The 7,217-nt window shown below is 35.2% G+C and carries 9 protein-coding genes; 3 read left to right on the top strand and 6 right to left on the bottom strand.

The annotated features are described in order from the left end of the window. Positions 1-80: 80 nt before the first annotated feature. The 3 genes from WYK_RS05310 to WYK_RS05300 form a co-directional block, all read right to left on the bottom strand. Positions 81-359 (bottom strand): DUF3784 domain-containing protein, encoded by a 279-nt coding sequence (locus WYK_RS05310; protein WP_040373546.1) that lies wholly within the window; start codon positions 357-359, stop codon positions 81-83. A gap of 184 nt (positions 360-543) precedes the next feature. After that, the gene (locus tag WYK_RS25260) at positions 544-1,026 is read right to left on the bottom strand and encodes a hypothetical protein (protein ID WP_201647758.1); all 483 of its coding nucleotides are present in this window, start codon (positions 1,024-1,026) and stop codon (positions 544-546) included. A gap of 153 nt (positions 1,027-1,179) precedes the next feature. Next, positions 1,180-1,632, bottom strand: a complete 453-nt coding sequence (locus tag WYK_RS05300; RefSeq protein WP_040373545.1) for an NUDIX hydrolase — start codon at positions 1,630-1,632, stop codon at positions 1,180-1,182. 693 nt (positions 1,633-2,325) lie between these two features. Here WYK_RS05300 and WYK_RS23760 point away from each other — a divergent pair. Beyond that, positions 2,326-3,653, top strand: a protein-coding gene (locus WYK_RS23760; RefSeq protein WP_407951450.1) for an IS3 family transposase whose coding sequence is annotated in 2 segments (ribosomal slippage) — positions 2,326-2,707 and positions 2,707-3,653 — 1,329 coding nt in all. Because the reading frame shifts where the segments join, the coding sequence is not laid out codon by codon here. Between the two features lie 71 nt (positions 3,654-3,724). Here WYK_RS23760 and wrbA read toward each other — a convergent pair. Together wrbA and WYK_RS05280 are read right to left on the bottom strand one after the other, a co-directional pair. Next, the gene (gene wrbA / locus WYK_RS05285) at positions 3,725-4,390 is read right to left on the bottom strand and encodes an NAD(P)H:quinone oxidoreductase (protein WP_040373542.1); all 666 of its coding nucleotides are present in this window, start codon (positions 4,388-4,390) and stop codon (positions 3,725-3,727) included. A gap of 48 nt (positions 4,391-4,438) precedes the next feature. Then, the gene (locus WYK_RS05280) at positions 4,439-4,864 is read right to left on the bottom strand and encodes a DoxX family protein (protein ID WP_040373541.1); all 426 of its coding nucleotides are present in this window, start codon (positions 4,862-4,864) and stop codon (positions 4,439-4,441) included. Positions 4,865-5,325: 461 nt separating this feature from the next. On the opposite strand from WYK_RS05280, the gene WYK_RS05270 reads away from it, so the two are divergent. Then, on the top strand, positions 5,326-5,901 hold the full coding sequence (locus WYK_RS05270) for a flavin reductase family protein (RefSeq protein ID WP_040373539.1): 576 nt from the start codon (positions 5,326-5,328) through the stop codon (positions 5,899-5,901). Next, positions 5,871-6,197 (top strand): DoxX family protein, encoded by a 327-nt coding sequence (locus tag WYK_RS05265; protein ID WP_051387321.1) that lies wholly within the window; start codon positions 5,871-5,873, stop codon positions 6,195-6,197. The genes WYK_RS05270 and WYK_RS05265 overlap by 31 nt, the downstream gene beginning before the upstream one ends. Positions 6,198-6,658: 461 nt before the next feature. On the opposite strand, the gene WYK_RS05260 is transcribed toward WYK_RS05265, so the two are convergent. Beyond that, positions 6,659-7,114 carry an SgcJ/EcaC family oxidoreductase gene (locus tag WYK_RS05260; protein WP_040373538.1) on the bottom strand — a complete coding sequence of 152 codons (456 nt, stop codon included), beginning with the start codon at positions 7,112-7,114 and terminating at the stop codon, positions 6,659-6,661. Positions 7,115-7,217: the final 103 nt, after the last annotated feature.

Raw genomic sequence — 7,217 nt, 5'->3', positions numbered from 1 at the left:
ATTAAGAAAAAGCGATTCTTATTAAAGAATCACGTCTGATTGCAGAATATTGAAAATAAGAAAATCAAACACAACAAATATTATTCAACCATTCTTGTATTTACATATCCAAGTAGAATTACATAACCAATTATCATAATAGGAAATAAAACTTGTGTATCGGGATGGTCAATAAAAGAACCACCGAACATAACCATTCCTATTACTAAGCTATAAGAGCCTACCAATCTTGCCAGTTTATTTTGGTCTTTTACACGTTTTTGATTGTAACCAGATAATAGCCAAGTTTGCTTTTTTACTCCTACAAGGTACGCTAGAAGAAATAGGATTATTGATGTAATTATTAATAATTGATTCATTAGAATTCCTCCTTGGAAAACAACAAAAATAATAATTCTTAATATCCGTAAATCCATAATTTCCCTAAATATATTTGAACATCTTCTTAAACAAAACTGCACCTTTAGTTCCATAAGAAAAGAGCTGCCAAAGCAACTCCCTTATTGAAGTAAAGCCCCTGTTAACTCAATAAGAAATATCGTTTCAATCAGTAAAATAATGATTGTACATTCTAATCAAAGAGTTTCTTCTTTTATTACTTGGTTCTTTATAATGGTCAATAAACCCATTACCTAAAGACATACTCCCAAGGTCCTTTATTACTAAAAAGGTATATTTTCCAGGTACAAAAGGGTATTCCTCTACTTCCCATTTTGCATCTTTATTATTTTGTACAACTACTTCCCCAAAATAAATTGCCATTACTTTTTCAAACTCATTTCTATCTAAGTCCAGCTTAAAGAATTCATTCTTTTCATATAATTCAAAGTACCATTTTTCTAAATTTTTTAAGCTTCCAACTTTATAATCTGCTTTGAAAATATCCGATTCTTTGCTAACTAATTCTAATTGTATTAGTAACTCATCTTTATACTTAAAAAAGAACTTCTCTGCTTCTAAAATATTTTTAAACTCCCGAAGTTTTTCTCCATACTCAATTGCAACTTTTAATCCCTTTTTAGACATCAAAAATTCCCACCCTTTTACACATTAGCATATAGCCCTTTTTTATATAAATCCAGTGATTAAAGCGAAACACCTAATTCAACTATCCTGCCCCGTTTCTACAATAAGGAGTTCAACACAAAAGGGCATTAATCCTCTTAGATCAATGCCCCTTTACTTTAAGTACATTTCAATGTATTGCTCAATAAATTCTTTATACTCATCAGTTAATTCATTAGGCAAATTATTTATTGAAAAATACTGCACTTTTACTGACTCGCTATAATCAATATTCATATCTCCACTTACGTCTCGGGAATAAAAAACCGCTGTTACTGAATATAATTCATCACCATTTGAAATTTTTAAGTAATATTTAGAACCAGAGAATACGTTGAGCAATTGTAAGTTTTTTACGATCAATCCCGTTTCTTCAAAAACCTCTCTTTTTGCTACTTCTTCAAAACTTTCACCTAAATCCATTAAACCACCTGGTAATCCCCAGTATCCATCGTGCCTTTTTTGCAATAACACTTCATTTTGATCATTCAAAATGATAACAACAGAACCAGGTAAAATAATTGGTTTATGCCCTACATATGTTCTCAGATATTTATAGTATTCCATTGGTTACCCTCCATAGTGACAATTAGCACTATATCTATATTTCAACTTTCAGGATGTTTTATCCTTCTTACTTACGCTAACCTGCCCCTTTAGTTCATTAAGCAAAAAGGCTACCAAATGGCAGCCCCGGTTCTCAACACGCATCCGTTAGTTGCATTAGACCGTTGACACAAACTGTGCAAGTTGCCGTCAAGTTAAAAACGCCTATAAATAAAGGTTCATCAAGTCTTTGAGGTCAATTTTGCAAGTTACGTGCAAGTTAAATTGCCACACAATCCGAATAAACTGAGAGACTGTACTACACAATATCCAAACAGTCCTATTGTGAAAGCAAACGTCATTCACTGTGCGTTTATACTAAAGCTCTTTCAACTAAACTAGCTCTCTAGTTCCATAAGAAAAAGGCTGCCTCAGCAATTATTTTCGACATTTTCTTTCCTGTTTCAGGTCTGATTATCTTACTTTAATGTGTTTTTTGTTATCTATGCTAAAGTTTCAACATAAAAAATAAAAATTAAAATAAAATAAAAATTAAAATCCTTATGTTCTAAATAGCATTCATAAGCTTCAAAACAAAGAAAAAGCTAATCGATAAGTTTAAAATGTACCCTATAAGATGGACACTTTGAAAAAAGTCCTCTTGTAGGGTACTTTTGTTTATAATGAGAAAAAAGATGTTGGAGCGGAAACGAAATGACCAAAAGATTATTAACGAAAAAAGAACAGGACCAACTGAAAAAGAATCCATATGTAAAATCAGTAAGTGACAAAGCCATTACGTATACAGACGAATTTAAGCGTCATTTTATTGTGGGAAATGAGCGTGGTCAGTTGCCTAGAGATATATTTGAGGCGGCTGGTTTAAGCGAGGAATTAATCGGTCTAGATCGAATTAAAACAGCGGGAAAACGTTGGCGAGCAGCTTATCGTAAATCAGGTGTAGAAGGCCTACAAGATAATCGTAAAATGTCTTTAGGACGCCCTTCTAAACGTGAATGGACGTTAGAGGAAAAGATTGCTCGCTTAGAGGCCAAAAACCGATTATTACAAGCAGAAAATGAGCTATTAAAAAAGATGGATTTACTCGAAAGGCAGATGAAGAATCAGTTACAATCGAAACGAAAATAAAGTTTGAACTCATCTATGGCGCGATTAAAAAGTACAAATTAAAGCGTATGGTTAGCTATTTATGTGAGCTGATGGGCGTTTCTCGTTCAGGTTATTACAATTATTTTAACGAACAATCAACGCAAAATCGTGCGAATCAAGATGCAGCAGATGAGGTGGTGAAAGCGATTATTTTAAAGGCCTATCATTTCCGAGGACGCAAAAAGGGAGCGCGCCAAATCAAAATGACGCTTCAAAACCAATATGGCATCACGTATAACTTAAAGCGAATTCGACGCATTATGAAGAAATACGAAATCATTTGTCCGATCTGTAAGACCAGTCCAGCACGAAGAATGGCAAAGGCGACGAAAGAGCACCGCACATGCCAAAACCAGTTAAACCGCAATTTCAAGCAAGGCGTAGCAGGTAAAGTGTTATTAACAGACATCACGTATTTGACGTATCGAGGCGGAAAACGTGCCTATTTATCAACGATTAAAGACGCTGAAACGAATGAAATTTTAGCGTATGATGTATCCGATTCTTTATCGCTGGATATCGCCCTTGATACAGTAAAGAAATTGAAAAAGCATAAGCATTTAGCAAAAGACGCTTTTATTCATTCCGATCAAGGCTTCCACTACACAAGCCCAATTTATCAAGCGTTAGTGAAGAAAATGAGCTTAGGCCAGTCCATGTCACGCCGTAGAAATTGTTGGGATAATGCGCCACAAGAATCGTTCTTTGGGCATTTTAAAGATGAAACAACGATTAAGAATTGCGAAACATTAGAAGAAGTAAAACAAGAAATTAAAAGTTATATGACGTACTACAATCCTTATCGGGGGCAATGGAACCTAAAGAAGCTGCCGCCTGCAAAATACAGACAGCAGCTTCAACAAGTTGCCTAGGCTCTTTTTCAAAATGTCCTTTACAAAGGGTACACTTTAGTTTCCGATTAGCTCTTTTTCTATTAAATAATTTATTGATTTGCTTTTTTTACCCATTCTGCAACTGTAACTGTACGCTTAGCTTGGTGTTTCACAGCTGCTTGGACATCTTCAATCATTTTTCCATCTTGACCAACAGTAACGCTTGTTCCATATGGGTTACCACCAGCTCCAAATGTAACGGGATCAGTATAACCAGGAGCAGCAACTATTGCACCCCAATGATACATCGTTGTATAAAGTGATAAAATGGTTGCCTCTTGACCACCGTGAGAATTTTGTGCTGATGACATTGCGCTTACAACTTTATTTACAAGTTTCCCATTAAACCAAAGTCCACCTGTAGTATCTAGGAATTGTTTCATTTGTGAAGGCATGTTACCAAATCGAGTTGGTACACTGAAAATAATTGCATCTGCCCATTCTAGGTCATCTAATTTCACTTCTGGTATTTCTTTTGTAGCTTCAACATGTGCTTTCCAAACTGGATTCCCTTCGACAGCTGATTGCGGTGCAAGTTCAGGCACTTTTAGCACCTTTACTTCAGCACCTGCTTCTTTTGCTCCTTCTTCAGCCCACTTTGATAATTGATAGTTTGTGCCACCCATGCTGTAATAAATTACTGCTAATTTTACATTTGTCATTTTCTCTGTCTCCATTTCAGTTGAATTTCCAAATAATTTGGATAAAAAACCCATTTTAATACACCGCCTATTATTTCTTTCTTTTGGAATCTACATACATTATTAAGCAACTCTTTTTAACTCATTTGAATCTTTGTGAAAAAACAATTGGCTTACTGACAATATTTGGCTTCCATTGAACACAAGGTATAATGCTATTGCTAAGAATGCCAAATCTAACTCATATCCTGCCATTTGCCCATTTCCTAATAAACCGACAGAAAGTTTTACTTTTAGTGTTGCCCCTATCATTAGTAATGCAAACAATGCTGAAATAAATCTTGTCGCCAATCCAATGATTAATGCGATGCCACCAAAGATTTCAACTAATGCAACTCCATATGCCATAAATCCTGGTAAGCCAATACTTTCAAACCATCCGACAATATTTTCAATCCCACCTTGAAACTTTACTATACCGTGAATTAAAAATAATGTTCCTAATGTTACTCGTAATATAAGTGCTCCGATTTCGTTTTTTAACATCATTTTCTACCTCTCTGTTAACCTAATATTTATTTGATAATTACCTTGCGATACCAAGTCGCAGCAGCTTCTACTTCTTGCATTGTTAATTGATGACCCTTGTCCGCCCAATGAAGTTCCACTTTCGCTTGAGCGAGAATCAGTATTGACGGTTTTTTACCATTTTCATTCTTTGTAGTGAAGTGCTGATTTTGCGCTTCATGGATGGCTAACGGGGGCGTTAGTTCATTAAGGATCACAAAAATAATCAAGAAGATTAAAAAAATATGTTGTGTTCGAAAAAGGGGAGGGTATTGATATTGCCTTCCCCTTTGTGTTTACAGATAAATTTATATGACTGTATATAATGTACTCGATTTTGATGTTACCATCACAGTATGAACCCCAAAGAGGGAAGATTGAACAAGTTTAGCTACCGTTTGAAGTAAGAGAATTAGACTAAATTTATAAAAAGGATGATTCCATTGGTTTCGATTGACCCTAGCCAAAATACCGAAAGAGAAAATTATAAATTTCTAATAGGGAGCATTATACCCAGACCGATTGCTTTTGTTACAACGATATCAAAAGACGGTATTTTAACTGGTGCTCCATTTAGTTATTTTAATATCGTGTCATCCAATCCCCCTATGATCTCAATATCTATTCAACGCTCAGCAGGGAGACAAAAGGATACCGCGAGAAACATTATGGAGTCCAAGCAATTTGTGGTCCATATCGTTGACGAACATAATGTTGAAAAAATAAATAAAACAGCTGCAGTCCTTCCTCCTGATCAGAGTGAGATAGAGTTATCTAATTTAACTCCAGTAGACAGTGTGAAAATTTCTGTACCGGGTGTAAAGGAAGCGAAAATTCGAATGGAATGTTTATTGGAGCATTCCCTAGAATTGGGAGGCTTGGAGACACCAGGGTGTGATTTAATTATCGGAAAAGTGGTTCAATTTCATATTGAAAATGACATTTATGAAAATGGAAGAATAGATCCTAGGGGCTTAGCTGCGTTAAGTTGTTTGGTTGGTTTGGTGGTTATGGTTTAAATGGTACAGGCAGATGGTTCGAATCGATTGGCATGAAACCTGGAGTAACCATGGCTCTTTTTGCAGGGCTGGCAGAACTTATTGGAGGAATTTTGTTTACTTTAGGGCTTTTAACCCCACTTGCAGCAGTTTTGATCACAGGAACCATGCTAATGGCTATCATGAAAGTACATGCTCCAAATGGATTATGGGCAACATCAAATGGGTATGAATATAACTTAACATTGCTTGCAGTTGCCATTGGTATAGCTTTAATAGGTCCTGGTGAATATGCTTTAGATGCATTTTTATTCTAAACTAGAGATTCTTAAATTAAAACTAATATTTTGAGATAACTATCTCGGTGCACTGTATAGACGTACAGCATCATGAAAAGGTAAGAAACGAGCAGGATTTGTAGTCGCTCATGCCATGTTACGCATCTCTTATTATCTCTTAACTCGGAAAGAAATGTATGTAGACTTAGGCGAAGACTACTTTGATAAGCAGAAAGAGCAATCAATTGTTCGGCATTCCCTACGGAGACTTGAAAGTTTAGGATACACAGTTACATTAAAAGAACCTGAAGCATCTTAATCCAGTCAACTTATCTTCAATAAAACAAATTATTTATGCGCTCTCCTCTTTTTGAAAAATGAATAAGCTGCGTCTTCTTTAGTGTGCCCTTTTCCTCAAAGTTACAGAAGTTTATTTTCATGGTAGTTTAGTAAGGAAACAGAAAAAAGGCTGCCGAAACAGACATACTTGATGAACCTATTTACAATTCCTTTAATAATGCTTTAAGTTCTTCTGTCATTTGTTCCACTAATTCAGGTCTTCCGTGAAACTGTGCAGGAGTATTTTGGAATAATTGAATACGCCAATTTCCTTCTTTTTTTACAACAATAAGAGTGTGATGCGTGTTTACATTTGGGTTAATGTCGTTTGATTGAGGCGGTAACATTCCAGCAATTGCTCGTAAAATTACTATGTCAGAACTTAGAAAATGTACATCATTTACTTTGCTAACAAATCGAGCGGTTTGATGGTGCTCAAAAATTGGATTAAGGTGCGAAAATATTTCCTCTCTGCCGACTGATTGGCTTCCATCAAATCCAATGCTTTCCCCATCTTCAGTAAATAAATCTGCCATTCCACGAGCATTGCGATTATTCCAAGCATCTAATAGTTGTTTATAGACTGCTTGTACTTCTTTTAAAGAATTGCTCTCCATATTATTCACTACTCCTTAAATACCAACATATTTACTAATCATTCTAATATAGATAAAATCTTTGTTCAATATTAGGACTTGTTTACCTTCTTATTCAACTAAA

Source organism: Peribacillus psychrosaccharolyticus ATCC 23296 (assembly GCF_000305495.1).
In the GTDB taxonomy this organism is placed as follows: domain Bacteria; phylum Bacillota; class Bacilli; order Bacillales; family DSM-1321; genus Peribacillus; species Peribacillus psychrosaccharolyticus.
This window is presented reverse-complemented; position numbering and strand designations above follow the sequence as displayed.